This is a genomic window from Bradyrhizobium sp. GCM10028915 (assembly GCF_042666195.1).
Taxonomy (GTDB): Bacteria; Pseudomonadota; Alphaproteobacteria; order Rhizobiales; family Xanthobacteraceae; genus Bradyrhizobium; species Bradyrhizobium canariense_D.
In genome coordinates, this window is record NZ_JBHTFN010000012.1 from 351,232 (window position 1) to 374,149 (window position 22,918).

The 22,918-nt window shown below is 65.2% G+C and carries 23 protein-coding genes; 12 read left to right on the forward strand and 11 right to left on the reverse strand.

Going from position 1 to position 22,918, the window contains the following annotated elements; genetic code table 11:
* Positions 1 to 67: 67 nt before the first annotated feature.
* Positions 68 to 466, forward strand: coding sequence for an META domain-containing protein (locus tag ACFQX9_RS10760; RefSeq protein WP_018453431.1), 399 nt, complete (start codon positions 68 to 70; stop codon positions 464 to 466).
* Between the two features lie 196 nt (positions 467 to 662).
* On the opposite strand, the gene ACFQX9_RS10765 is transcribed toward ACFQX9_RS10760, so the two are convergent.
* From ACFQX9_RS10765 to groES, 3 genes are all read right to left on the reverse strand, one after another.
* Positions 663 to 1,874 carry a hypothetical protein gene (locus ACFQX9_RS10765; RefSeq protein WP_247299347.1) on the reverse strand — a complete coding sequence of 404 codons (1,212 nt, stop codon included), beginning with the start codon at positions 1,872 to 1,874 and terminating at the stop codon, positions 663 to 665.
* Between the two features lie 199 nt (positions 1,875 to 2,073).
* On the reverse strand, positions 2,074 to 3,705 hold the full coding sequence (gene groL, locus ACFQX9_RS10770) for a chaperonin GroEL (protein ID WP_085350111.1): 1,632 nt from the start codon (positions 3,703 to 3,705) through the stop codon (positions 2,074 to 2,076).
* 142 nt (positions 3,706 to 3,847) lie between these two features.
* A complete protein-coding gene (gene groES, locus ACFQX9_RS10775) occupies positions 3,848 to 4,144 on the reverse strand; it encodes a co-chaperone GroES (RefSeq protein WP_007596954.1) in 297 nt (98 codons plus the stop codon).
* Positions 4,145 to 4,457: 313 nt separating this feature from the next.
* Here groES and ACFQX9_RS10780 point away from each other — a divergent pair, with 313 nt between their 5' ends.
* The gene (locus ACFQX9_RS10780) at positions 4,458 to 4,979 is read left to right on the forward strand and encodes a hypothetical protein (protein ID WP_007596953.1); all 522 of its coding nucleotides are present in this window, start codon (positions 4,458 to 4,460) and stop codon (positions 4,977 to 4,979) included.
* A gap of 249 nt (positions 4,980 to 5,228) precedes the next feature.
* Here ACFQX9_RS10780 and ACFQX9_RS10785 read toward each other — a convergent pair whose 3' ends face one another.
* Positions 5,229 to 6,008 (reverse strand): protein phosphatase CheZ, encoded by a 780-nt coding sequence (locus ACFQX9_RS10785; RefSeq protein WP_018453435.1) that lies wholly within the window; start codon positions 6,006 to 6,008, stop codon positions 5,229 to 5,231.
* A gap of 314 nt (positions 6,009 to 6,322) precedes the next feature.
* Between ACFQX9_RS10785 and ACFQX9_RS10790 the strand changes: the two genes are divergently transcribed.
* Complete coding sequence (locus tag ACFQX9_RS10790; RefSeq protein ID WP_085385433.1) at positions 6,323 to 7,117, forward strand: L,D-transpeptidase; 795 nt, start codon at positions 6,323 to 6,325, stop codon at positions 7,115 to 7,117.
* Between the two features lie 72 nt (positions 7,118 to 7,189).
* On the opposite strand, the gene ACFQX9_RS10795 is transcribed toward ACFQX9_RS10790, so the two are convergent.
* From ACFQX9_RS10795 to ACFQX9_RS10815, 5 genes are all read right to left on the reverse strand, one after another.
* Entirely contained in the window at positions 7,190 to 8,002 is an 813-nt protein-coding gene (locus ACFQX9_RS10795; protein WP_204512401.1) for a DUF2076 domain-containing protein, read from the reverse strand.
* A gap of 136 nt (positions 8,003 to 8,138) precedes the next feature.
* Positions 8,139 to 8,984 (reverse strand): ChbG/HpnK family deacetylase, encoded by an 846-nt coding sequence (locus ACFQX9_RS10800; protein ID WP_018453438.1) that lies wholly within the window; start codon positions 8,982 to 8,984, stop codon positions 8,139 to 8,141.
* Complete coding sequence (locus ACFQX9_RS10805; protein ID WP_085361271.1) at positions 8,981 to 10,042, reverse strand: glycosyltransferase family 2 protein; 1,062 nt, start codon at positions 10,040 to 10,042, stop codon at positions 8,981 to 8,983. The genes ACFQX9_RS10800 and ACFQX9_RS10805 overlap by 4 nt, the downstream gene beginning before the upstream one ends.
* A 100-nt stretch (positions 10,043 to 10,142) precedes the next feature.
* On the reverse strand, positions 10,143 to 11,120 hold the full coding sequence (gene hisG, locus ACFQX9_RS10810) for an ATP phosphoribosyltransferase (protein ID WP_377788293.1): 978 nt from the start codon (positions 11,118 to 11,120) through the stop codon (positions 10,143 to 10,145).
* A gap of 3 nt (positions 11,121 to 11,123) precedes the next feature.
* On the reverse strand, positions 11,124 to 12,275 hold the full coding sequence (locus ACFQX9_RS10815; RefSeq protein WP_085361272.1) for an ATP phosphoribosyltransferase regulatory subunit: 1,152 nt from the start codon (positions 12,273 to 12,275) through the stop codon (positions 11,124 to 11,126).
* Between the two features lie 738 nt (positions 12,276 to 13,013).
* Between ACFQX9_RS10815 and ACFQX9_RS10820 the strand changes: the two genes are divergently transcribed.
* Positions 13,014 to 13,958 carry a helix-turn-helix domain-containing protein gene (locus ACFQX9_RS10820; RefSeq protein ID WP_231190239.1) on the forward strand — a complete coding sequence of 315 codons (945 nt, stop codon included), beginning with the start codon at positions 13,014 to 13,016 and terminating at the stop codon, positions 13,956 to 13,958.
* 9 nt (positions 13,959 to 13,967) lie between these two features.
* On the opposite strand, the gene ACFQX9_RS10825 is transcribed toward ACFQX9_RS10820, so the two are convergent.
* Entirely contained in the window at positions 13,968 to 14,720 is a 753-nt protein-coding gene (locus tag ACFQX9_RS10825) for a 16S rRNA (uracil(1498)-N(3))-methyltransferase (RefSeq protein ID WP_085361274.1), read from the reverse strand.
* 208 nt (positions 14,721 to 14,928) lie between these two features.
* Here ACFQX9_RS10825 and ACFQX9_RS10830 point away from each other — a divergent pair, with 208 nt between their 5' ends.
* Positions 14,929 to 15,588, forward strand: a complete 660-nt coding sequence (locus tag ACFQX9_RS10830; RefSeq protein WP_085350104.1) for a hypothetical protein — start codon at positions 14,929 to 14,931, stop codon at positions 15,586 to 15,588.
* Positions 15,585 to 16,517, forward strand: a complete 933-nt coding sequence (gene ubiA, locus ACFQX9_RS10835; RefSeq protein WP_085361275.1) for a 4-hydroxybenzoate octaprenyltransferase — start codon at positions 15,585 to 15,587, stop codon at positions 16,515 to 16,517. Before ACFQX9_RS10830 ends, ubiA begins: the two co-directional genes overlap by 4 nt.
* Here ubiA and ACFQX9_RS10840 read toward each other — a convergent pair.
* Complete coding sequence (locus ACFQX9_RS10840; RefSeq protein ID WP_085350102.1) at positions 16,514 to 17,032, reverse strand: DUF6101 family protein; 519 nt, start codon at positions 17,030 to 17,032, stop codon at positions 16,514 to 16,516. The two genes, ubiA and ACFQX9_RS10840, sit on opposite strands and share 4 nt — an antisense overlap.
* Positions 17,033 to 17,296: 264 nt before the next feature.
* Here ACFQX9_RS10840 and ACFQX9_RS10845 point away from each other — a divergent pair, with 264 nt between their 5' ends.
* Genes ACFQX9_RS10845 through lpxK form a run of 6 tightly spaced genes read left to right on the forward strand, consistent with a single transcriptional unit; the run spans position 17,297 to position 22,836 of the window.
* Complete coding sequence (locus tag ACFQX9_RS10845) at positions 17,297 to 18,700, forward strand: TldD/PmbA family protein (protein WP_377788300.1); 1,404 nt, start codon at positions 17,297 to 17,299, stop codon at positions 18,698 to 18,700.
* Entirely contained in the window at positions 18,687 to 19,505 is an 819-nt protein-coding gene (locus tag ACFQX9_RS10850; protein ID WP_085350100.1) for a 3'(2'),5'-bisphosphate nucleotidase CysQ, read from the forward strand. Before ACFQX9_RS10845 ends, ACFQX9_RS10850 begins: the two co-directional genes overlap by 14 nt.
* Positions 19,506 to 19,565: 60 nt before the next feature.
* Entirely contained in the window at positions 19,566 to 19,808 is a 243-nt protein-coding gene (locus ACFQX9_RS10855) for a DUF4170 domain-containing protein (protein ID WP_007596929.1), read from the forward strand.
* Positions 19,805 to 20,518, forward strand: a complete 714-nt coding sequence (locus tag ACFQX9_RS10860) for a lysophospholipid acyltransferase family protein (RefSeq protein ID WP_085361277.1) — start codon at positions 19,805 to 19,807, stop codon at positions 20,516 to 20,518. The genes ACFQX9_RS10855 and ACFQX9_RS10860 overlap by 4 nt, the downstream gene beginning before the upstream one ends.
* Positions 20,481 to 21,827, forward strand: coding sequence for a 3-deoxy-D-manno-octulosonic acid transferase (locus ACFQX9_RS10865; protein ID WP_377788305.1), 1,347 nt, complete (start codon positions 20,481 to 20,483; stop codon positions 21,825 to 21,827). Before ACFQX9_RS10860 ends, ACFQX9_RS10865 begins: the two co-directional genes overlap by 38 nt.
* Entirely contained in the window at positions 21,820 to 22,836 is a 1,017-nt protein-coding gene (gene lpxK / locus ACFQX9_RS10870) for a tetraacyldisaccharide 4'-kinase (protein WP_377788308.1), read from the forward strand. The genes ACFQX9_RS10865 and lpxK overlap by 8 nt, the downstream gene beginning before the upstream one ends.
* Positions 22,837 to 22,918 lie beyond the last annotated feature (82 nt).

The window sequence follows — 22,918 nt, forward strand, 5'->3', positions numbered from 1 at the left end:
GCGAACCTTCTCAACGGCGCCGCCGTCTTATAGAAGGTGCCGCAAATCACGTCGGTCGAGAGGTCTCATGGTTTCGTTCAGGCAGATGGTGTGTGCGGCGGTTGCAACGCTCGCGATGTCCACGCTCGCGCGTGCGGAGGACGGTTTTCCGTTCGGCACCGAGATGACGCTGGAGGCGCTGCCGCAGCCGGGCTCGAAGCGGATTCCGAACATCGAGATCGGCGACAATGGCGAAGTCGTGCTGGAGCTCTGGTGCAAGGGCGGCAAGGGCCAGTTCTCGGTTGCCGGCAACACCGTGATCTTCGTCCCCGGCCAGATCCAGGACCGCTCCTGCCCGCCGGCAAGGGCCCAGGCCGACGACGATCTCGTTGCAGCCCTGGGCAGTGTCGAGACCTGGAAGCGCCAGGGTGACGTGCTCACGCTCGTCGGCCCCAAGCCGCTGCGCTTTCGCGTCAACGGCAATTAGCCCCTGCTGTCATTCCCCGCGACCCGGCTACGCCAAGGCTTCGCCGGGGTTGAGGTCCAGGGGCGCCGAAGCTTTAGCACAGGCGGCAGGCGGGGAATCCAGTACGCCGCGGCTTCTCGATTCATCAAAACCTTCTCGGAGTACTGGATCGCCCGGTCAAGCCGGGCGACGACCGAGAGTTGATATGCGGGCTACATCACTTCCACACCGACTTGTCGGCGTCCCAGCGCTGGCCTTTCAGCTCCTTGGTGAGCGCCTCGACCGAACCGTTGTCGTCGGGCTGATCGCCTTCCTCGTCCGCGGTCGCTTCGTCCGAGAGATTGAGCTTGGCGCCGCTGCTCTCGTCAGTGGTCGTGGTCGCGGGACTCCCGATCCAGAGCATGAGCTTGTCGGTCGTGCCGGGCTTGTCGGGCGAGACGAGGCCCGCGACCTCGATCGTGTCGGTGAGCTCGAGCGCGGGAAAATCCTGGTTCGGTCGCTTGAACACCAGCTTGAGCTTGCCGGTCGCCGGGTTGAAGCTTTGCGAGACCGGCTTTGCCGCGAGCGTCCTGCTCAGCACGCCAGCCACCGCGGCCGCGAGCTTGTCGCGGTTGATCTTGTCGCCCTCGCGCCAATCGGCGGCGGCAATGCGGATGGTGCGGTCCATCTCGGTCATGCCCGCGGTCCAGCCCGCGGCGGTGACGCCGGGCGTCGCCTTGAATTTCGCCAGCAGCGCGCCGGCGCGCTCCGGATCGACCGACATGTTGATGGTCTGCTCGCCCGCGCGCAGCGCGTCGCAGCCGACGGTGAGACTCGCCAGCGTCACCTCGACGTCCTGGCCCTTCAGGCTCTTCAGGAACTCGGTCGCGGCATCCAGCTTGACCTTGACCGCGATCGCTTCCGGCGAGACGTCGGTGAAGTCCTTCGGCTGCGGCGTGATGCCGTCGTCGGAGGTCTGGTTGTCGAGGAATTCCTTCTCGCTGAGATCGGAATTGTCGGGCGAGGTGACCTCGGTCACGGTCTGGCCAATGCTGATCTGGCCGCGGAATTCGAACGTGTCTCCGGCCTGTTTGCGCAGCAGCTTGACTGTGACCGGCGCCTTCGCGCCGAGGCTCTGCGTCGTACCCGTCAGGTTCTGGCCCGCGACCTGGAGATTGACGACGAAGCGGTCCTTGCGGTCGGAATTCTTCGCGACGGGATAGCAGACGTCGAGCACGGCTGCGGTGACGGTCTTGCCCTGGCGTGTCTCTTTCAAGATCACGTCGGCATTGCCGTCCATCAGCCCGTCGATCGAGGTGAAATAGCGCGTCTCGACGCCGCCGGGCGCCGTGGCCTTCGGCGCCAGCTTCATCTGGGCGGATGCGACCTCTGGCGAACCTGCAAGCAGAGCCGCCAGAACGGCCGTGGAGCAAAACACAAGCGCGCGCATCGACGAAATCCCTGAGGCAATGGGGCATGACCCGGAAAGTGTGAAGCGGTTTTCCGTTGAGATCAGGCCCAAACAATTCGAATCGGCGTCACCGTAGTGGGTTTTGGCTGCCGGTTGAATTGGAAAGCACGGGTCATGATCGGCAAAAAAGAAGGCCGCCCGGAGGCGGCCTTCGCAACACTGCAATGGAACGGACGGCTTAGAAGCCGCCCATACCGCCACCGGCCGGCATGCCGGAAGCGGCTTCCTTCTTCGGCGACTCCGCGACCATGGCCTCGGTGGTCACCAGCAGGCCGGCGATCGAGGCGGCGTCCTGGAGTGCGGTGCGCACCACCTTGGCGGGGTCGATGATGCCCTTCTCGACCATGTCGACATACTCCTCGGTCTGGGCGTCGAAGCCGAAGGTCTCGGACCTGTTCTCCAGGATCTTGCCGACGACGATCGAGCCTTCCACGCCCGCGTTCTCGGAGATTTGGCGGATCGGGGCTTCCAGTGCCTTCAGCACGATGTTGATGCCGGCCTGGACGTCGGCATTGGCGTTGGTCAGACGGCCGACCGCCTTCTTGGCGCGGAGCAGCGCGACGCCGCCGCCGGGGACGATGCCTTCCTGCACCGCGGCGCGAGTGGCGTTGAGCGCATCCTCGACGCGGTCCTTCTTCTCCTTGACCTCGATCTCGGTGGCACCGCCGACGCGGATCACCGCGACGCCGCCTGCGAGCTTGGCGAGGCGCTCCTGGAGCTTCTCACGGTCGTAATCCGAGGTGGTTTCCTCGATCTGGGCCTTGATCTGGCCGACGCGGGCCTCGATCTCGGGCTTCTTGCCGGCGCCCTTGACGATCGTGGTGTTCTCCTTGTCGATCACAACCTTGCCCGCGCGCCCAAGCATCTTCACCGTCACGCTCTCGAGCTTCATGCCGAGGTCTTCGGAGATCAGCTGGCCGCCGGTGAGGATCGCGAGGTCCTCGAGCATGGCCTTGCGGCGGTCGCCGAAGCCCGGCGCCTTGACGGCGGCGACCTTCAGGCCGCCACGGAGGCGGTTGACGACCAGGGTGGCCAGCGCCTCGCCCTCGACGTCCTCGGCGATGATGACGAGCGGCTTGCCCGACTGCACCACGGCTTCCAGCACGGGCAGCATGGCCTGCAGGCCGGACAGCTTCTTCTCGTGCAGGAGGATGTAAGCGTCCTCGAGTTCGGCCGTCATCTTCTCGGGGTTGGTGACGAAGTAGGGGCTGAGATAGCCGCGGTCGAACTTCATGCCCTCGACGATGTCCACCTCGGTATCGAGTGACTTGTTCTCCTCGACGGTGATGACGCCCTCGTTGCCGACCTTCTGCATCGCCTGCGCGATCATCTTGCCGATGGCGGCATCGCCGTTGGCCGAGATGGTGCCGACCTGGGCGACCTCGGAGGAGGCGGCGACCGGCTTGGCGCGCTTCTCGATGTCCTTGACGACGGCCGCGACCGCGATGTCGATGCCGCGCTTGAGGTCCATCGGGTTCATGCCGGCGGCAACCGACTTGGCGCCTTCGCGGACGATGGACTGGGCCAGCACGGTCGCGGTGGTGGTGCCGTCGCCGGCGAGGTCGTTGGTCTTGGAGGCGACCTCACGCACCATCTGGGCGCCCATGTTCTCGAACTTGTCCTCTAGCTCGATCTCCTTGGCGACGGTGACGCCGTCCTTGGTGATGCGGGGCGCGCCGAACGACTTCTCGATGAGCACGTTGCGGCCTTTCGGGCCGAGCGTCACCTTGACGGCGTTGGCGAGAATATCGACGCCGCGCAGCATGCGTTCGCGCGCGTCTCCGGAAAACTTGACGTCTTTGGCAGCCATGGTCTGCAATTCCTCTTCTTCGTGATGTGTCTTGCTTATTGGGTCGCCTCATTCCGGGGTCCGCGATCGAACCCGGCGGAATGATGCATGCCCGGATCGAGTGACCCGGGCATGCATTCAGCGGCCGTTCAGGCGTCTGGCCTTAGGCCATCACGCCCATAATGTCCGACTCCTTCATGATCAGGAGCTCATCGTTGTCGATCTTGACCTCGGTGCCCGACCACTTGCCAAACAGCACACGGTCGCCGACCTTGAGGTCGATCGGGATCAGCTTGCCGGCCTCGTCGCGGCCACCGGGGCCGACGGCGACGACTTCGCCCTGGGACGGCTTTTCCTTGGCCGTGTCCGGAATGATGATGCCGCCCTTGGTCTTTGACTCGGCGTCGATACGTTTGACCACGACACGGTCATGCAGCGGACGAAATTTGGATTTAGTCATGACGTTTCCCTTTGGAGGCTCGCTTCGGAAGGAGAGGAAGTGGGCGGGCGGCGCTTCCGTCCACCCTTCCCGAGGATCGATCGGCGCGCGTTAGCAATCCATCTTTCAGAGTGCTAATGGTGCGCCCGGGAATATGGCTTGGCCGCGATCCTGTCAAGCAAAGGTGGTTAAGCGATTGGTGAGACGGATATAGGATGGTGACATTGGAAACTTGTTCGGGGTGCCGGCGTATTAAAGGACGTCATTGCTCCGGCAGCGGTTTTGCGCTTGGCTGCGTAAGGGGTGCGGCCATGGTTTTGTCCGGGGGAATGCCATGATCAGTTCAGCTCACGCGCGCACGGTCGCCAATCTGGCGGCGGCTTCTTGCCTGGCGCTGCTGCTTGGTGCCTGCGGCGGCGGCATGAGCCTGCCGTCCTTTTCTTCGTCCTCACCGCCCCCCGAGGCCGAGCCCGGCACCGGTCCGGAAATGCCCGCGTCGATCCGCGCCGACGAGATCGTCGGGCGCTGGGGCCTCGCCTCATTCCAGAACCCGGCCGACCGCGCCCGCACCGAGGCTGCCGCCCGGGCCCAATGCAAAAATCCTTACGTGATCACCGCCGGCTCCTCCGGCGGCGTGATCATGCATCTGGCGGACCAGGCAACACCGCAGGAACTGCGGCTGAAGGGTTCGCCCAGCGGCAAGAATTATATTGGGCCGGCGGGTCCGACGCCCGGCGAGCAGGACCGCGAAATCGTCTCCTTCGACGGCCGCGTCCTCATCACCCGCTTCATCGACAAGGACGCCGCCACCCGCTACGGCAACATGGTCTACGTCCGCTGCGCGCCGAGGGCGTAGTCTCTATCCTTCGTCATGCCCCGCGACCCGGCTACGCCAAGGCTTCGCCGGGGTTGAGGTCCAGGGGCGCCGAAGCTTTAGCGTAGGCGGCAGGCGGGGCATCCAGTACGCCGCAGCTTCTCGGCTCAATCATTGCCGTCTCTGGAATACTGGATCGTCCGCCTGCGCGGACGATGACAGCAGGGGACGATAGACAACAAAAAAACGCCGGCTTGCGCCGGCGTTCGTTATTCAGAGCGTCGCGTCCGTTCAGTCGAACAGCGCGTCGATGTCGTCCTGCGAGGCGTGGCCGACGTCGCCGGCGAGCTTCGGGCCGTTGAGAAGCTTGTCGTCATCGCTGCGAGTGTCGACCTGCGGCACGACGTGAGACTTGATCGCGTCGACACCGCCCCAGATTTCCATCATGGAATTGATGTGCTGCTCGATGAACTTCATCGTGCTCATGACCTTGCTGATGCGCTGGCCGGTCAGGTCCTGGAAGTTGCAGGCTTCGAAGATCGAGATGACGCGTTCCTGGATATCGTCGGCGAGCCGCTTCTGCTGATCGGCCGATTGCACCTTGGCCATCGCGCTGGCCGCCTGGTCGATCGACTCGGCGGCTTCGAGGATCTGCTGGGTCGCCTGTTCGGTGCCGCCGACGACCGCGCCGAGCTCGCCATTGACCTTGGCCATTTCGCCGCCGTCGAAGCTCTTGCCATGCAGTGTCGCGATCTCGCGCTTGGTGCGATCGATGGCGTCGTGGATGAGGTCGAGCTCGACCTTCAGCTTCTCGCACTGCTCGATCTGCGCCCGGTAAGTATCGAGCATGGTACGGGCTTCGGAGAGCTCGTGGGCGGTGGAGGCGTCGATCGCCGCCATGGCGGCGCTGCCGGACAACGGCGCGGTGCCCTTCGCCATCTGCGTGCGGATCGCACGCAGCTCGGCCATGATCTCGCTATGCATCGGCGCAGCCTCCTCAATCATTTCGGGGCTGGGCATCTCGCCGACAATAGCCTCCTCGACACGAAAACGTTTGCGGTGAATAGCCATCAAGAACTCCCCCCACCTCACTCACGCGTCTTTGTAGGCAGAAGCGATTTAACACGAAGTTCACAGCCGGAACTGTCGTGCGGCTGCGCGCGACGGCTTGCAAACGGGCGATTAACCATGCGTGCACGGCGTTCATCGAAAATAAACGCTGATCGCCAAATTGCGCCGTTGCCGACGATGTGGTGAATCGAAATGGCGTTTCCGTTTACCAAACAAAACGGCTTTTGCTCTTTATTGACCACGTCGCGGATGCGGATCAGCCATCACCTCGCCACGACGCATGTGATCTAGACGAAACAGTACAGAGTACGTCGATGTTCAAGAAAATGTCTGTTGCGCTGCTTGGCAGCGCTTGCACCTTCATTGCCGGCGTCAACAGCGCCAGCGCCTTCGACAATAGCGTGCCGAACGATCCGCCCGCGGTGCTGTACCAGCCGCAGGTGCCGCCTGCGCCCGTGCGCGTCGCCTCCAACATGGGCGGTGGCTTCATCGAGTTCATATTTGGCGACGGGCCCGGTCGCGGTCCGGCCTACGCTCCGCAGCAGCCGGTGTATCAGCAGCAGCCAGGTTATTATGACCAGCGCCGCCTGCCGCCGATGGGCGAGCCGCAGATGCAGGGCGCAAGTCTCCAGCAGGAGGCGGTCGATCCGCGGCAGCGTCAGTTTGACCCGAGATTCGAGAAACAACTCGTTGACTATAGCGGCAACGAAAGCGCCGGCACGATCGTGGTCGATACGCCGAACAAATTCCTCTACCTCGTCGAGGGCAACGGCCGCGCGATGCGCTACGGCATCGGCGTCGGCCGCCCCGGCTTCACCTGGTCCGGCGTGAAGTCGATCACGGCCAAGCGCGAATGGCCGGCCTGGACGCCGCCGGCGGAAATGATCGCGCGCCGCCCCGACCTGCCGAGGCACATGGAAGGCGGCCCGGAAAATCCGCTCGGTGCGCGCGCGATGTATCTCGGCTCGACGCTTTACCGTATCCACGGCTCCAACGAGCCCTGGACCATCGGCACCAACGTCTCCTCGGGCTGCATTCGCATGCGCAACGAGGACGTCATCGATCTCTATGGCCGCGTCAACGTGGGCACCAAGGTCGTGGTGATGTAGGCGCATAGTGCTCGGAACCAAAACGGCCGCCTCATCGGCGGCCGTTCTCGTTTGGAGCAAGGATAAGAAGCGTCAGGCGTAATCGCTGCCGCCATCGTCGCCGCCGCCGAAATCGCTGTCGTCGGCGAGGTCGACATTATCGATGCCATTGTCGTTCTGATCGTTGTAATTCTGGTCGTCGTTCGAAGCGTGGTCGGCGAAGCCCTGCCGGGAAGCATCACCGCGGTTCGAGCCGATGTCATCGAGGCCGGCATCGCGCGCGAGCGAGCCGCCGGACTGATCGCTGCCGGTCCAGGGGCTGCGATCGCCCAGAGCATTGGTGTCGCCGAAGGCCTGCTGATGCGATCCGCCCATCATGCCGCGGATGCTGGAGAGCAGCAGCGAGCCGCCGACGACGCCGGCCGCGGCGGCCGCCGCCGTGCCGAGGAACGAGCCACCGCCACCGCCGATCGGCGGCGCACCATAGCCCTGACCCGGTCCTTGGCCGTAGGCCTGTCCGTACGGTGGTTGGCCATAGCCCGGCTGTGGCTGCTGCATCGCCTGGCCGCTGTTCCAGACCGGCCGCGAGTCACGCGGCGGTACGTTCGGAACCGAGCCGCGCGACGGACCCCCGCCGAATAGCGTGTCGCGCATGGTGTCCAGGAAACCGCCGGACTGCGCCTGCTCGGGCGCCTGCGCCGCCTCCAGCTCCTGGATGCGATTGTGAGCACGCTTCAGCGCCTCATCCTGCAACAGCACGGTCTGCACCAGCGCATAGATCGCGCCGGGCGCCTTGCGCAGGCCGTCGGAGATCGCGGCGATCGCGTCGGGATCGCGCGGTGCATTTTCCAGTTTCGAAAGCCGGTCGAAAAGCTCGTCGACGAGCTGGCGTTCCTGCGGCGTCATGGTCAGTCTCCCTCGCGCAAAACAAGCGCGAGGCAGATGTAGGGTTCCATTGTGGCCCCAACAGTGCCGGCTGGATTAAATTTCGGTATGCGACAAGCTGCCCCGCGGGGCGGCTTTCTCGCAAACTTCGCCGGTTTTACCCCAGCGTGACGCCGCTGTCCGTCAGCAGGCGCGCAAAGGCATCGCCGGCGAGATAGGAGTGCTCGCGTTCGCGGACATCCGTCATCGGGTCGAGCCCGGTGAGAATTTCGTCGACGAAGCCGGGATGACACATCACGAGGCCGCCATCCGGCAGGCCTTCGAGAAATTGCCGCATCAGCTCGCCGAAATCGGCCGCCCGCGTGAAATCATAGGCGCCGGCGAAGCCGGGATTGAAGCTGAGGCCCGCGCTGACGGCACGGCGGCGGAATTGCGCGCTGAGAATGTCGAGCACCATGGCTTTCGGTGAGGCCAGCCGCTGCATCAGCGGCAGGTCGCGGCCGCCCTGGCGTACCCAGGCTTTTGGCGCGACTTCGCTCACCGCATCGACAAAGCCGTCGCGCACCTGCGGGTAGAGCTGCACATGCTGATGGCCGTCGACGAAGTCAGGCGCGCGTCCGAACGCTTTCGCGAAGGCTGCCAGCTGCGCCTTGACCTCGTTGCGAAAGAACTCGCGGTCGAGCCTTCGCGCAAGACCCGCGCGCAGCAGCTTCGGAAACGGGAGAAACATGTCGCCGTCGAGCGGACGGAAATGCATGGTGAGCGGCCGGAACGGTGCCGACAACGTCACGTGCAATCCGATCGCGCAGCGTGGGCTCGCTTGCGCTGCCGCCTGGAGCGCTTCGATCTCGCTGCGCTCGACCGCAGGTCCCACCATCATCACCGAGGTAGCGTTGAGACGGCCGCGTTCGATCAGGTCGCGGATGGCGCGATTGACGCCCGGGCTGATGCCGTAATCGTCGGCGCAGAGCCAGATCCGCCGCAGCGGCGCGGCCGCGCTCATTCGGCCGCCGTCCTCTTCGAGGCGTCCAGGCTTGAAGCGTCCTGGGCCTTCTCGGTTTCGAAATGCTTTTCACTGTGCTCGGCGACGAAGTAGATCGGGCGCGCCTTCAGCTCGGAGAGGATCTTGCCGATATATTCGCCGACGATGCCGATCATGATGAGCTGCACGCCGCCGATCGTCATCAGGCCGATCACGAGTGAGGGATAGCCGGGCACCTGCTTGCCGGTGGTCAAGACCTCCCAGAGGATCGACAGACCGAACAGGAACGCTCCGCCGGCGAGGATCACGCCGAGCAGGCTGGCGAAGCGCAGCGGCGCCACCGAGAACGAGGTGACGCCTTCGATCGAAAGACCAAGCAGGCGTGCGGCGCTGAAGGTCGTCACGCCATGGGTGCGCGGCGCGGGCTCGTAATCGACGCGGATCTGGCGGAAGCCGATCCAGCTCGCGAGGCCCTTGAAGAAGCGGTTGCGCTCGGGCAGCTGCCTCAGTGCTGCGACCGCGCGCGGCGACAGCAGGCGGAAGTCGCCGGCGTCTTCGGGAATCTTCTGGCGCGCGCCCCAATTGATCAGCGCATAGAAGCCGCGCCCGGCGAGCCGCCGCAGGAAGGGCTCGTTGTCGCGATGCGCCTTGGCGGTATAGACGACGTCGTAGCCGTCCTCGATCCAGTGCCGCACCAGTCGCTCGACCAGCGACGGCGGATGCTGGCCGTCGCCGTCCATGAACAGCACCGCGCCGAGCCGGGCATGGTCGAGGCCAGCCATCAGCGCGGCCTCCTTGCCGAAATTGCGCGACAGCGACACCACCTGGACGTCGACCGCGTCGGCCGGCAGCGAGCGGGCGATCGACAGCGTCGCGTCCGCGCTACCGTCGTCGACATAGACGACCTCGCAAGCCAAGCGATAGCGCTCCCGCAAGGTCTTTGCGAGATCGCAGATGCGCTGGTGCAGGGCGGCGAGGCCGGCGGCTTCGTTGTAGAGCGGGACGACAATCGACAGCCCCTTCGCGGCGGCGCTTGCCGCGGTGGTCGTCATGCCGGAAACGTCAGAGCCCAGCGTCATCGATCAAGGTTCCAGAGGCGTTCAAGGTCATCTCAACAGCATATGGTAGCTGCCGTTTGCTGTCGCTACGCTGAACGGAATTGCTCAACAAACTTTGGGCTCACTGCCGCAGGAACGCCTCGAGCCTGGCGAACAGCGGGTTCTCCCGGTCGAACACGTAATCCAGCGAAACCACCGAGACGGTCTCGGCGCCATGCCCGCGCAGGAAGCTCGCGAGTGCATAGAGCTGGCCCGGCGGGCAGTGCAGCGTGAGCATGCCTGACGAGGTCGGTCCGCCGAACGGGGCTTCGACGCCGAAGCGCTCGTGGGCCTCGGTGAGCATGGCCGCGTCGCACTGGCGGAAGCGGGTGCGGACTTCGCGGTATTTGTTGGCCCGCGCCCGCGCCGCGATGTGATCGAGGATGATTCGCGCGGTCTCCCGCGCTTGCGGCGACCAATCGGCGTCCCTTGAGGCGACCAGATTGGCCTGGCTGCGCAGGATCACGCCGTCGTCGAGCACCCGCAATCCGTTGGCGGCGAGCGTCGCGCCGGTCGTGGTGATATCGACGATCAACTCGGCGCTGCCGGCGGCCGGTGCGCCTTCGGTCGCGCCCGTGCTTTCGACGATGCGGTAATCGGTGATGCCTTGGCTCTGGAAGAAGGCGCGGGTGAGATTGATGAACTTGGTTGCGACCCGCATCCGCATGTGATGCTGCTCGCGGAAGCCGGTGGTGACGTCGTCGAGGTCGGCTATGGTGCGGACGTCGATCCACGCCTGCGGCACCGCGACGACGACGTCGGCATAACCGAAGCCGAGGCCTTCGATCAGGGAGACGCGCTTGTCGGCGTCCGCGATGGTCTCGCGCACCAGATCCTCGCCGGTGACGCCGAGATGCGCCGAGCCGCGGGACAGTTGCGAGGCGATCTCGCTCGCCGAGAGATAGGCGACTTCGACATTGTCGAGGCCCGCGAGCGTGCCGCGATAGTCGCGGGCGCCGCCCGCCTTCGACAGCTTGAGCCCGGCGCGGGCGAAGAAGGCCTCGGTGTTTTCCTGAAGGCGACCCTTGGAGGGAACGGCCAGAACGAATGGCGCGCTCATGACTTAAGCTCCCACCTTGCGGCCGATCCGGGTCAGCGCATCCACCCAGACCGAGAAACCGACCGCGGGGATCGGCTCGGCCGATCCAAGCTGGGTCATCAGCCCGTCATAGCGGCCGCCGGCAACCAGCGGCTCGGCGCCGTTGCCGCGGTGATGCAGCTCGAATTCGAAGCCGGTGTAGTAGTCGAGCCCGCGCCCGAACGCGGTCGAAAACCGCGTCCCCTTCACATCGATGCCGCGCGCCGCCATGAAGCCGACCCGGCTTTCAAACTGGTCGATCGCAGCACTGAGGTCGAGCTTCGCATCATTGGTGAGCGCGCGCAGCTCGGCCACGGCGTCATCGGGGTTACCCGATATCGACAGGAAACGCTTGAGCACGGCGATGGCTTCGCGCGGCAGCGCGCCGCCCTTCAGCGTCGACTGCTCGAGGAAGCGGTCGGCAATCTCGGCCGTGGTGCGGCCGCCGACATTGGTGGTGCCGGCGATCGACATCAGATCGGTGACGAAAGCGAGTGCTGCCTTGCGGTCGGAGCCGGTGAGCGCCGCGAGCACGCCCTCATATTCGCTGCGGGTCGCTGTGGTCGCGGCTGCCAGCCGTTCCAGATCCTGCTCCAGGCTGATCTTGCGGTTGAAATCCTTGACCAAGCGGCGGCGCCAGACCGGATAGAGGTCGAGCGCGTCGAGCAGCGCGTTGAACAGCGCCACGTCGCCGGTGCGGATCTCGACGTCGCGAACGCCGAAGGCGGCGGTCGCCTCCAGCGCCAGCGCCAGCATCTCGGCATCGGCCGCGGCGCGGTCCTGGCGGCCGAACGACTCGATGCCGGCCTGCAGGAATTCGCTGCTCTGGCCGTTGCGGTAGCGGAACACCGGGCCGAGATAACTGAACCCGGCCGGCTGGCCGGCACGGCCAGAGCTGAGGTAATCGCGGGCCACCGGTATGGTCAGGTCCGGGCGCAGGCAGAGCTCATCGCCGGAGAGGTCCGTGGTCAGGTACAGGCTCTTGCGGATGTCCTCGCCGGAGAGATCCAGGAACGGTTCGGCCGGCTGCAGGATGGCGGGCTCGGCCCTGACATAGCCGGCCTGGCCGAACGACAGCAGCAGCGTGTCCGCCCAGGCGGCGGAGCCGGCAGCGTTTGAGGTGGCAGTCGCGGTCATCTCGGGGTCCATCGTCCCGGTGGAACCGGGCAGGGCAAGCAGGGAACGAATTGCCGCAGGCCTTAGCATGGCCCGAAAGCGGTTTCGACCTCCAAAGGATCAATCGCTTAACAGCGCCGGAGCGACGCGCCGTCAGCAGAGGATGCGAAGCCCAAATCAGGTATCGTCGCCAAGCTAGGTAATATAATACCGATCGATCGCGCTGCGGCCGACCCAGTTAGGTTGGACGCCTCACCCTCATTCATTTCGGCCAGGCAGGTCTCCGGGCCGCTTTCACGAAGGAATGGGCCGCCTGGGCGGAAAGCTCGGCCCTCGCATGTAACCTCATCCGCGAACTGCTTGGCCCGGTTGAGGATGTCCACTGGTCTCATGCTCAATTTGGGTAGGGCGGACGATCCGTTCGCAGAGCCTTGGTTTACCATGCGAAAGTTGGTTTCCGATTCATGCGACAACGCACAGATGTAATCCGAACGGTCGCGCGACACACGCTGGCCTATATGCTGTTTTGATTAGCGAGATGTTCCGGCACTACGACTTAGATCCACTCGACCTTCTGATCGTTCGTGCCATTCTCAATGCCCCGCGACCTGCGGCGCGCCGGGGCCAGAGGGCCGGGTGGTTTGCGTCGCGCTAAAGTCGCCGTCTCTACGAAGAAGGTCAGGTAAGCAGCAGAACATGGATCAAAGCCGTCTAGTCCCTGCTCGCGAGGCAATGCAAAAGATAGCGGCGGATCGCTTGATGTCGTTCCAGGATCTCAAGCCATCCTCGGCGCTCGAGCTCAAATCGTATGACATCGATCATTTCGGTGAGACCGAGAAATACGCCGGCGCATCGAGCATGCCGTTGTCTGTCGGGACGACCGCGATCATGCGTGCCCGGCTCACCTTGCCGACCCTGACCCTGTCGCTGTTGAAAACCTTCCCCCGGATCATTCGCGGCTATCAGCTCACCAATGCTGCCGCAGTGGTGGTACCGATGGATCACGTGACCTCTGCCCGCATCAACGGGCAATCGATCGGCGGTTCTGTTGTCATTCTAAAAGGCGGTTCAGATTGCTTGGTGCATGAGCCGGAGGGGCGTCTGCTGGCGGTGGTCTACTTCAGTCCATCCGGGCGGGAGCCATTGCCTGAATTGAGCGATGGATGCCATTTGCTGAATCCGGCGCCGGACGTGCTTGCCTCGCTGCGCCGTCTGATCTCGATCTCGCTTGAAACCGCGGCAAATGACCCGGACTTCCTGAACGAGCCGGCTTCGCAAACGATTGTCGAACGATCACTGCTCAGCACGATGGATGCGGCGATCTGGTCCAGTGTCGCAAGCGCACCTGCGTCGTCCACCACCGAGCATTATCGGCGGATCGTGGCTGATATGGAAAAACTGATTCGGCGCGATCTGATGATCTGGCACAAGACCACCGAACTGGCGGAACAGGCGGGCGTGTCGGTCCGGACTCTCCAGAGTGCGACACGGGCCATCTGCGGCATGAGCCCACATCGCTATAGCCGGGTCTTGCGCCTCTGGTCGGTACGCAAGCAACTGCGCACCGGCCGAGCAGGCCGGAGTGTGAAGTCCTGCGCGCTTGCGCATGGTTTCTGGCATCTCAGCGAATTCGCAGCGAGCTACAGAGAGGCTTTCGGAGAGTTGCCTTCGGAGACCCTGAACCGATCGCTACGAGGCGAATAGCAACGTGCCTTAGCCGCGTTCGCCACCCCAGTCGCCCAGCACCGCCTGCACCAGCGCCAGCGCGGCCACCGCGGCGGTGTCGGCCCGCATGATGCGGGGTCCGAGCGCCAGCCGCAGGATTTTCGGCTGCCGCAGCAGCAGGACCCGCTCTTCCTCGGCAAAGCCGCCTTCGGGTCCGATCAGCACGTCGATTCCCTCCCCGGCGCGTGTGGCTTGCAAGCTCCGAATGGGGTTTTCGAGCTCCGCCGCCTCGTCGCAGAAGATCAGCAGTCTGCCAGCGGCGCGCAGGGTCAAGAAGCGCTCCAGCGGCACCGGCTCGGCAACGGTGGCGATGCTGAGAATGCCGCATTGCTCGGCCGCCTCGACGACATTGGCGCGCATCCGCTCGGTATTGACGCGTGAGGCCTGGGTGAATCGGGTCAGAACCGGCTGCAGGCTGGCGGCGCCCATCTCGATGGCCTTCTGCACCATGTAGTCGAGCCGGGCATGCTTGAGCGGGGCGAAGATGTAGGCGAGGTCGGGCAGCCGGTCCTGCGGCCGGGTCTGCTGGAGGATGACGAGACCGTCCGGCCGCTTGCGGCCTTCAATGGCGGCCTGCCACTCGCCGTCGCGGCCGTTGAACGCCAAAACCTCGGCCCCGGCGGCAAGCCGCAGCACATTGCCGAGATAATTGCTCTGGTCGCGGTCGAGCTCGACCCTGCCGTCCTGGGCAAGCGGGGCGTCGACGAACAGGCGGGGGCCGCGGAAATCGTGGGAAGGCATCGTCAAAGGTCCGATTTGCCGCCGTTCTTAACCGAAAGCAGTCCTTTCGGGGTAAATTTTGCCAAAATGGTGCGTCGGCGCGCCGCGCTCCCGCCCTATTCAACGGGTTGTTAAGGGCCGGCGGGAATCGTAAAATCGCGAGCACGCTGGTTGCGCTTCAATTGGGAAGACGCCGAACCCGCATGCTCCTGCCGGAGAGACTGCCTTGATGATCCGTCATTTGATGGTTCCGATCACTGCCGCCATGGTCACGATGGGCGCCGTTGGTGCCTATGCGCAGGGTTTTCCCGCGCCGCTGCCGGGCCAGGCCCCAACCAGTTCCGCCTTCCCGCCCGTCAATGGCTCGGCGCCCGTCGCCTCCGTCGGCGGCGCGCCGCAATCGTCCTTCCCCGTGAATGGGGCCGCTCCTGTCGGTGGCGCCGGCGCCTTCAGCGCGGCCCCGCCGACGCAAGCCGGTCCCGGCGAGGACTGCATGAAGGCGTTCATGCCTCTGCGCGAAGATGCCGAAAAACGCGGCAAGCTGATCAAGGCCGCGAGCGACCGTCACGCCCCGCCTGACGAGGCCTGCAAGCTGATCCGCAACTTCAGCCAGGCTGAGACCAAGATGATCAAGTACATCGAGGCCAACGCCTCGAAGTGCGGGATTCCGGCGCAGGTCGGCGCGCAGATGAAGGACGGCCACAAGAACACCGAGGCCATGGCGGCGAAGGTCTGCAATGTCGCGCAGCAGATGCAGAACCAGCCGCGCGGACCGGCCGGTCCGTCGCTGAGCGAAGTGCTGGGTTCGGGCTCGCCGCCCGAGGCCAATGCCGGCAAGAAGGGCGGCAGCACCTTCGACACACTCAACGGCAACGTCCTGACGCGATGAGCGACACGTCAGCCCGAGTTGCCGATTCCACTGGCAACTGGGTCGATACGCGTGCGCCGCAATGGGCGCGGCCTTATCTGCGCTTGTCCCGCTTCGATCGTCCGATCGGCTCCTGGCTCCTGTTGATGCCGTGCTGGTGGTCGGCGGCGCTCGCCGCCGGCATGGCCCATGACGTCCGCGGCCTGCCGCTCACCATCGTCCTGTTCTTCATCGGCGCCTTCGTCATGCGGGGGGCAGGCTGTACCTGGAACGACATCACCGACCGTGACCTCGACGACAAGGTCGAGCGCACCCGCTCGCGGCCGCTGCCCTCGGGCCAGGTGAGCGCGAAGCAGGCGCTGGCGTTCATGGTCGCGCAGGCGCTGATCGGGCTCGTGGTGTTGCTGCAGTTCAACCGCTTCGCGATCCTGACCGGCATTGCCTCGCTGCTGATCGTCGCGATCTACCCGTTCATGAAGCGCATCACCTGGTGGCCGCAGATCGTGCTCGGGCTCGCGTTCTCCTGGGGCGCCCTGATGGGATTTGCCGTCACCTTCGGGCGGATCGATGTCACCGCGCTCGTGCTCTATGCCGGCGCGATCTCCTGGGTGATCGGCTACGACACGATCTACGCGCATCAGGACGCCGAGGACGATGCGCTGATCGGCATCAAGTCCACCGCGCGCCTGTTCGGCGCGCATACGCACCAGGCGCTGATACTGTTCTACGGCCTCGCGGTGCTGCTGATCGGCGTGGCGCTGGCGTCGGGCGATGCGCGCTGGCCGGCCTGGCTCGGACTTGGGGCCTTCGCCGTGCATCTGGCCTCGCAGATCGGGCGGCTGAATATCAGCGACGGCGATCTCTGCAAGCGCCTGTTCTACTCGAACCGCGACGCGGGGGTGTTGTTGTTTGCGGGTTTGCTGGCCGACGCGGTGATGCGGACGGCTTAACTCCGGGCGATGATCTCGCGCTCATCGCGATGCACCGACAACTCCCGTGCAACACCGGTGCGGCGGCGCATCAGAAATTTCGGACGGCGGTCGCGAATCGCGTTGGCGCGGCGGCGGCGCGGCGTGGGCTTGCGTGCGCCTTCGTCGAGCTGCGGAAGCGCGAACAGCTCGCTCCAGATCGCCCAGGCCTCAACGAGTTCGTCGCCATCGGCGCTGACCAGCAGCGGAATGGAGAGCGAGGGATCGCGATGCACGAGGACGAGGGTCTGGGCCTCGTCGTTGCCGCGCAGCGCGACGCCGATGAAGTCGCTGACGCGGACGTTGATCGCCATCCGCATGCCGCGGACGGCACGGTGCAGCACGACACGTTCGCGATGAAGCTCGATCTGCCGGACATATCCGTCGGCACGCGGATCATGCGCATCGAAGCGGACCGGAAGGGAAAGGGGGTCGAGCCGCAGGGAGCGGCTCGACCCGGCGGGAGCGATCCCGCTTGTTGCTGTTTGACGCCTCACGGCTTTAGTTCTCCCCGCCGGGATTATGTTCCCGGTCGATGCGAGGACCTTAGCGCGTGCCTTTCCGAAACCGCTTAAAAAGGCTGGTTAATCCAACCTCACCGCCGCGCATGATTGACAAGACCTTGGCGCGCATGATTGACGAGACGTTGCGCACAAGCTGCGAATCTGAGCTTTTGGTGGGCTGAAAATGCTTGAAGTCCGCGCGATCAGGGCACATCTGTGGGTTCCGGTCCCGCAGCCCGACCCAACAGGATTTCGTTTGTGAACCCTTCACCAAGCTCGACGCTTTCGCCCAAGGATTCGTCCACAGCCAGCCGCGACCTGTTCGACCAGTCTGCGCTCTCCGATCTCGCGCAGCGGCTGGTAGAGGCTGCCAGGCGCGCCGGCGCGGATGCGGCCGATGCGGTCGCCGTCCGTGGCGTCTCGCAAGGCGTCGAGGTGCGCGACGGCCGGGTCGAGGAATCCGAACGTTCCGAGGGCGACGATGTCGGCTTGCGCGTGCTGGTCGGCCGACGCCAGGCGGTGGTCTCGACCAACGACGCCAGCGGCGATGCCGTGACCAAGCTTGCCGAGCGAGCGGTTGCGATGGCGCGCGTCGCGCCCGACGACAAATATGTCGGCCTTGCCGATCCCGCACTGCTCGCGCGCGACTTCCCCGATCTCGATCTGCTCGACCCTGACGTGCCCGCGACCTCGGAGCTCGAGCGCCGCGCGCTCGAAGCCGAGGCTGCGGCGCTCGCTGTGAAGGGCGTGACCAAATCCGGCGGCGCCTCGGCCTCCGCCGGCATGGGCGGCATGGTGCTCGTCACCAGCACCGGCTTCCACGGCTCTTATCTGCGGTCCAGCCAGGGCATCTCCGCCACCGCCATTGTCGGTGACGGCACCGGCATGGAGCGCGACTACGACTTCACCTCGGCGCCGCATGGTGTAGACCTCTTGTCACCGGAGATCGTCGGCCGTTGCGCGGGCGAGCGCACCGTGGCGCGCTTCAATCCGCGCAAGGTCGAGACCTGCAAGGTGCCTGTGGTGTTCGATCCGCGCGTCGCGGGCTCGCTGGTCGGTCACGTCGTCGGCGCCATCAATGGTGCTTCGATCGCGCGCAAGACCAGTTTCCTGAAGGACAAGCTCGGCCAGCAGCTGTTCGCCAAGAACATCCGCATCATCGACGATCCCCTGCGCAAACGCGGCCTGCGCTCGCAGACGTTCGACGCCGAAGGCGTTGCCGTGAAGAAGATCGCGCTGATCGAAGAAGGCGTGCTGACGACCTGGCTGCTCGATTGCGCCACCGCGCGTGAGCTCGGTCTCACCACCACCGGCCATGCCCATCGCGGCGTCTCCTCCTCGCCGTCGCCCGGGCCGTATAATCTGCATCTCGAACCCGGCACTCCCACGCCGGCCGAGCTGATCTCCGACATCAAGCAGGGGTTCTACGTCACCGATTTGATTGGCTCGGGGGTCAACGGCGTGACCGGCGATTACAGCCGCGGCGCCTCCGGCTTCTGGATCGAGAACGGCGAACTCACTTATCCCGTGAGCGAGGTGACGATCGCCGGCCATCTGTTCGAGATCTTCAAGTCGATGCAGCCGGCGAACGATCTCGAGTTCCGCTACGGCGTCAATGCGCCGACGGTGCGCATCGAGGGTTTGACGCTTGGCGGACGTTGACGCGAACGCAACAGGTGGAGCCATCCTGACGCGCGACGCGGCGCTGCTGCAAGAGACGGTGCGGGAGGCGGGCGCACTCGCGCAGTCGATGTTCCGCACCGAGCTGAAGAAGTGGACCAAGGGCGCGTCCTCGCCGGTCTCGGAAGCCGACATTGCCGTCAACGATCTCCTGGAAGCGCGCCTGCGCGCGGCGACGCCCGACTATGGCTGGCTGTCGGAGGAGAGCGCCGACGACGAGGTGCGGCTGTCGCGGCGGATGACCTGGATCGTCGATCCCATCGACGGCACCCGCAACTACCTCAACGGCCACGACGAATGGTGCGTCAGCGTCGCGCTGGTCGAGGATGCCTCGCCCGTCCTCGCCGCGGTGTTCGCGCCGACGAGCGATGAGTTCTTCTTCGCCGCCCGCGGCCAGGGCACGACCCTCAACGATGTGCCGGTGCGGGCGACGGCGGGATCCGAGCTCGACTTCTCGCGGGTCGCGGGTCCGAAGCCCCTGGTTGAACGCCTGAAGCCGTCACTGGGCGAGATCAAGCTGCATCCGCGAATCGGTTCGCTCGCGCTGCGGCTGTGCCGCGTCTCCCATGGCGCGCTGGATGCGGCTTTTGCGGGCGGCAACAGTCATGATTGGGACCTTGCCGCGGCCGATTTGATCGTGCAGGAAGCCGATGGTAGGATGAGCGATCTCTCCGGAGATCCCATCCTCTATAACCGCCGGCAAGTCACGCATGGGGTGCTGGTGGCAGCGGGTTGCGATCGTCATGCGAACATTGTCTCGCATTTTCGAAACCGCCCCTTGCCGTGAAGCGCTTTCTCGTGCTTGTCGAACACTGCTTTGCCGGGCAGCCCGTTAGGAACAGAACCGATGCCAGATAGTGCCCCGCAACAACTGCTCCACCTCGTCGTCGGCGGCGAGCTCGTCGATCTCGAGCACAACACCTTCAAGAACCTCGACGACGTCGAGATCGTCGGCCTCTATCCGAACTATGCGACCGCGCACGCCGCCTGGCGTGCCAAGGCGCAGAGCACGGTCGACAACGCGCAGATGCGCTATTTCATCGTCCATCTCCACCGGCTGCTCGACCCGAATCAAGAACCGGCGCGTTGAAAAAGCTGCTTCGCAATACGCTGAGGAGCAGTTTCGTCCAGCGTGCCGTCGGAATCCTGGCGGCGGAATATCTGCGTCTGGTGTGGCGGACGAACAAATTCACGTTCGATCCGCCCGACGTCTATGACCGCGTCGAACCGCAGATCCCGGCGATCTTCGCGTTTTGGCACGGTCAGCATTTCCTCACCCCCTTCATCAAGAACAAGGACTGGTACAAGGCCAGGGTCCTGATCTCCCGTCACCGCGACGGCGAGTTCAACGCGATTGCCGCCGAGCGGCTCGGCATCGGCACCATCCGCGGGTCCGGCGACCATGGCGGCGCGTTTCACCGCAAAGGCGGGGTCGGTGCCTTCAAGGAAATGGTGCGGACGCTCCAGGACGGTTGTAATGTCGCGCTGACCGCCGACGTCCCCAAGCGCTCGCGCGTGGCCGGGCTCGGCATCATCATGCTGGCACGGGAATCGGGGCGGCCGATCATGCCTTTTGCGATGGCGACCAGCCGCTTCGTCCGGCTCAAGAACTGGGACCGCACCACCATCAACCTGCCGTTCGGGCGGGGCGCATTGGTCGGCATCAAGGAAATCCACGTTCCACCGGATGCGGACGCCGCCACCATGGAAGCGCTGCGGCTCGAGCTGGAGGAGACCTTGAACGAGGCGACCCGCCGCGCCTATGCGCAACTCGGCCGGCCGGGACCTGCAGATGCCTAAATCGCTGCCCGGCTCGCTGCCTTTGACGCTGCGGATGTACCGGCGCCTGGCGCGCGGCCTGGTGCCGCTCGCGCCTGTGCTGATCAAGCGGCGCCTGAAGCAGGGCAAGGAAGATCCCGCGCGCGTCGGCGAACGGCGCGGCCTGTCCCGGGACGTGCGGCCGCACGGCCCGCTGGTCTGGATTCATGGCGCCAGCGTCGGCGAGGTCCTCGCCGCGGCGGCATTGATCGAGCGCTTGCGCGATCTGAACCTGCGCATTTTGCTCACCTCGGGCACCGTCACGTCGGCTGCTATTGTCGCAAAGCGCTTTCCGCCCGACGTCATCCATCAATACGTGCCGTATGATTCCCCGCGTTATGTCGCGCGCTTCCTCGACCATTGGAAGCCGTCGCTGGCGCTGTTCATCGAATCCGATCTGTGGCCGAACCTGATCTTGGCAGGCGCCGCGCGCCGCGTGCCGATGGTGCTGATCAACGGGCGAATGTCGCCGCGCTCGTTCCCGCGCTGGCGCCGCATGCAGGGCACCATCTCGGCGCTGCTGTCGCGTTTCGACATTTGTCTGGCGCAGTCGAAGACCGATGCCGAGCGCTTCTCGGCGCTCGGCGGCCGGGACGTCGTCACCACGGGCAATCTCAAGCTCGACGTGCCGGCGCCGCCGGCCGATCCTGCCAAGCTCGAACGGCTGATGGCGATGACGCGCGGGCGTCCGATCATCGTCGCGGCCTCGACCCATCCGGGCGAGGAGGAGATGCTGGTGGCGGCGCATCGCAGCCTCAGCGGATTCTTCCCGCAGCTCCTGACCGTGATCGTGCCGCGCCATCCGGATCGCGGCTCCTCGATCACAGGCCTGATCACGGCGTCCCGCCTGAAGCCGGCCCTGCGCTCGCGCGACGAGCTGCCGACGGCGACCACCGACGTTTATATCGCCGACACCATGGGCGAGCTCGGCCTGTTCTATCGCCTCTCGGACATCGTGTTCATGGGCGGATCGCTGATCCGCCATGGTGGCCAGAATCCGATCGAAGCGATCAAGCTCGGCGCGGCCATCGTCCATGGTCCGCACGTCTTCAATTTCGCCGACGTCTACGAGGCGCTCGATCACAGCGGCGGTGCGCGCCAGGCCGACACGCAGGAGCTGCTGATCAAGCAGCTCGGCCAGCTGCTCGCCGATCCTGCCGTGCGTCACAAGATCCAGCAATCGGGCGCCGGCGTGGTCGAGGATCTCGGCGGCGCGCTCAACCGCACCATGACCGCGCTCGAGCCTTATCTTCTGCAGTTGCGGATCGAGATGGGGGCCGCCAATGCGTGAGCCGGCCTTCTGGTACCGGCCACGTTCGCTCGAATCGTACGCGTTGGGGCCGCTGGGTGCGCTCTACGGCGCGATCACCGAACGGCGGATGCTGCGCGAGGGCGTCGACGCCGGCATCCCCGTGATCTGCGTCGGCAACTACCATGTCGGCGGCGCCGGCAAGACGCCGACCGTGCTGGCGCTGACGAAGCTCCTGCGCGAGCTCGGCGAGACGCCGGTGGTGCTCAGCCGTGGCTATGGCGGCAGCCTCAAGGGCCCGGTGATGGTCGACCGGACGCGTCACACCGCGTCCGACGTCGGCGACGAGCCGCTGATGATGGCGCGCGACGTTCCCGTCACGGTCGCGCGCGACCGTCTCGACGGCGTCGTGCTGGCGAAGTCGCAAGGCGCCACCGTGATCCTGATGGACGACGGTTTCCAGAACCCGCGTCTTCTCAAGGACACCTCGCTGATCGTGATCGACAGTGAGCGCGGCCTCGGCAATGGCAAGGTGTTTCCGGCCGGTCCGCTGCGTGCGCCGCTGGAGGCGCAGCTCGCGCGCACCGACGCGCTGGTCGTGATCGGCGGCGGCCGCGCCGCCGACGATGTCGCGGCCGAGCTAGCCAGACGCAACAAGCCGGAACTCCGCGCGCGGCTGAAACCCGACGCCGAGGCGGTCGCAAGACTGTTGGGCAAGCCGGTGTTCGCGTTCGCCGGCATCGGCGATCCCGAACGGTTCTTCCGTACGTTGCGCGCCCGCGGCATCGACCTCGCGCGCACGCGCGCCTTTGCCGATCATCACATGTTCTCGAACGAGGAGATCGCAGCCATCGCTGCGGAGGCGGGGCGCGAGCAGCAAACATTGGTAACGACGGAAAAGGATCTTGCTCGCCTGCACGGCCGTGAAGGCGTGCCGGATGACGTCGTGCCTTTCGCGGTGCAGCTCGAGTTCGATGACCCGGTTGCGCTTCGGCAATTGATCAGCGATCATCTCTACAAGGCGCGCGAGCGGCGGTTTTCCAGGCGATGATCTCGTAAGGTGGGCGAGATCTGATCGGGACGACATGTCGCACTGATGAATTTCCTTCCGCACGTTCGGGAGTTGATGTAGC

Coding starts and splice junctions, on each gene's coding strand:
- ACFQX9_RS10760 (WP_018453431.1), top strand. CDS start 68: ATGGTTTCGTTCAGGCAGATGGTGTGTGCGGCGGTTGCAACGCTCGCG.
- ACFQX9_RS10765 (WP_247299347.1), bottom strand. CDS start 1,874: ATGCGCGCGCTTGTGTTTTGCTCCACGGCCGTTCTGGCGGCTCTGCTT.
- groL (WP_085350111.1), bottom strand. CDS start 3,705: ATGGCTGCCAAAGACGTCAAGTTTTCCGGAGACGCGCGCGAACGCATG.
- groES (WP_007596954.1), bottom strand. CDS start 4,144: ATGACTAAATCCAAATTTCGTCCGCTGCATGACCGTGTCGTGGTCAAA.
- ACFQX9_RS10780 (WP_007596953.1), top strand. CDS start 4,458: ATGATCAGTTCAGCTCACGCGCGCACGGTCGCCAATCTGGCGGCGGCT.
- ACFQX9_RS10785 (WP_018453435.1), bottom strand. CDS start 6,008: ATGGCTATTCACCGCAAACGTTTTCGTGTCGAGGAGGCTATTGTCGGC.
- ACFQX9_RS10790 (WP_085385433.1), top strand. CDS start 6,323: ATGTTCAAGAAAATGTCTGTTGCGCTGCTTGGCAGCGCTTGCACCTTC.
- ACFQX9_RS10795 (WP_204512401.1), bottom strand. CDS start 8,002: ATGACGCCGCAGGAACGCCAGCTCGTCGACGAGCTTTTCGACCGGCTT.
- ACFQX9_RS10800 (WP_018453438.1), bottom strand. CDS start 8,984: ATGAGCGCGGCCGCGCCGCTGCGGCGGATCTGGCTCTGCGCCGACGAT.
- ACFQX9_RS10805 (WP_085361271.1), bottom strand. CDS start 10,042: ATGACGCTGGGCTCTGACGTTTCCGGCATGACGACCACCGCGGCAAGC.
- hisG (WP_377788293.1), bottom strand. CDS start 11,120: ATGAGCGCGCCATTCGTTCTGGCCGTTCCCTCCAAGGGTCGCCTTCAG.
- ACFQX9_RS10815 (WP_085361272.1), bottom strand. CDS start 12,275: ATGACCGCGACTGCCACCTCAAACGCTGCCGGCTCCGCCGCCTGGGCG.
- ACFQX9_RS10820 (WP_231190239.1), top strand. CDS start 13,014: ATGTCGTTCCAGGATCTCAAGCCATCCTCGGCGCTCGAGCTCAAATCG.
- ACFQX9_RS10825 (WP_085361274.1), bottom strand. CDS start 14,720: ATGCCTTCCCACGATTTCCGCGGCCCCCGCCTGTTCGTCGACGCCCCG.
- ACFQX9_RS10830 (WP_085350104.1), top strand. CDS start 14,929: ATGATCCGTCATTTGATGGTTCCGATCACTGCCGCCATGGTCACGATG.
- ubiA (WP_085361275.1), top strand. CDS start 15,585: ATGAGCGACACGTCAGCCCGAGTTGCCGATTCCACTGGCAACTGGGTC.
- ACFQX9_RS10855 (WP_007596929.1), top strand. CDS start 19,566: ATGCCAGATAGTGCCCCGCAACAACTGCTCCACCTCGTCGTCGGCGGC.
- ACFQX9_RS10865 (WP_377788305.1), top strand. CDS start 20,481: ATGCGCAACTCGGCCGGCCGGGACCTGCAGATGCCTAAATCGCTGCCC.
- lpxK (WP_377788308.1), top strand. CDS start 21,820: ATGCGTGAGCCGGCCTTCTGGTACCGGCCACGTTCGCTCGAATCGTAC.